We start from the raw sequence: 1407 nt of genomic DNA on the forward strand, positions 1-1407 counted from the left end.
ACAGCGAGCCGATCTCGCAGACGGCAAGCGCGATCATGTCGGCGGCGAAGGCCACCGGCTCGGCGTGGAAATTGCCGCCCGAAAGCGCCGTATCGTCCTCGGCGAAGATCAGCGGATTGTCGGTGACGCCATTGGCCTCGGTCTCAAGCGTGTCGGCCGCCTTGCGCAGCACATCGAGGGCGGCGCCCATCACCTGCGGCTGGCAGCGCAGGCAGTACGGATCCTGCACGCGCTCGTCGCCCACGCGGTGCGATTCACGGATGGCGCTGCCGGCCATCAAATTGCGCAGCGCATCCGCCGTCTCGATCTGGCCGCGATGCTTTCTGAGCAGATGGATGCGCGGGTCGAAGGGCGCGTCCGAGCCCTTGGCGGCGTCCGTCGACAGCGCGCCGGCGACCAGCGCCGACTGATAGAGGGTCTCGGCCTCGAACAGGCCGGCCAGCGCGAAAGCCGTCGAGAACTGCGTGCCGTTGAGCAGCGCCAGGCCTTCCTTGGCACCCAACGTCACCGGCTCCAGCCCGTGCGAGACGAAAGCGACCTTGGCCGGGAAACGACCGTGCGGGGTAAAACATTCGCCGACGCCGATCATCGCTGCCGTCATGTGCGACAGGGGCGCGAGGTCGCCGGAGGCGCCGACCGAGCCTTGCGCCGGCACCACCGGAATGACGTCGTTGGCGAGCATCGCTTCCAGCAGCGCGATGGTCTGCGGCCGCACGCCGGAGGCGCCCTGCGCGAGGCTGGCGAGCTTCAGCGCCATCATCAGCCGCGTGACGGCAACCGGCATAGGCTCGCCGACGCCGGCGGCATGCGACAGCACGATGTTGCGCTGCAGGGTTTCGAGATCGGCGGCGGGTATGCGCACGCTGGCCAGCTTGCCGAAGCCGGTGTTGATGCCATAGACCGGTTCGCCCTTGGCGACAATCCGCTCAACCGCCTCGGCGCTGGCCTTGATCCTCGGCTTGCAGGCGGCGTCCAGCTTCGGCACCGCGCCGCGATAGATGGCGCGCCAGTCGGCCAGCGTTGCGTTGCCGGGCTTCAGAACGAGTTCGGTCATTGTCCTCTCCAGATGCGGGCATGCAGCGGGTTGAAACCCATGCGGTAGACGAGTTCGGCCGGGCGCTCGATGTCCCAGATGGCGAGGTCGGCGGACTTTCCCGCCTCCAGCGTGCCGGTGTTTTCCAGCAGGCCAAGCGCACGCGCGGCTTCGCGGGTAACGCCGGCAAGGCATTCCTCGACAGTCAGCCCGAACAAGGTGGCCGCCATGTTCATGGTGAGCAGCAGGGACGTGAGCGGCGAAGTGCCAGGATTGCTGTCCGTGGCGACCGCCATCTTCACGCCATGCCGGCGGAACAGCTCGACCGGCGGCTTCTTGGTCTCGCGGATGAAGTAATAGGCGCCGGGCAGGAT

2 protein-coding genes are annotated in these 1407 nt (G+C 67.6%); both read right to left on the reverse strand.

Going from position 1 to position 1407, the window contains the following annotated elements:
* Positions 1-1054, reverse strand: a 1054-nt coding sequence (locus tag EN745_RS34785) for an aromatic amino acid lyase (RefSeq protein ID WP_127423311.1), incomplete at its 3' end; no start/stop codon positions are given.
* On the reverse strand, positions 1051-1407 hold a 357-nt coding region (locus EN745_RS34790), incomplete at its 5' end, for an amidohydrolase family protein (protein ID WP_145992326.1). The genes EN745_RS34785 and EN745_RS34790, both read right to left, overlap by 4 nt.

It is taken from the genome of Mesorhizobium sp. M4A.F.Ca.ET.022.05.2.1 (assembly GCF_003998845.1).
GTDB lineage: Bacteria > Pseudomonadota > Alphaproteobacteria > Rhizobiales > Rhizobiaceae > Mesorhizobium.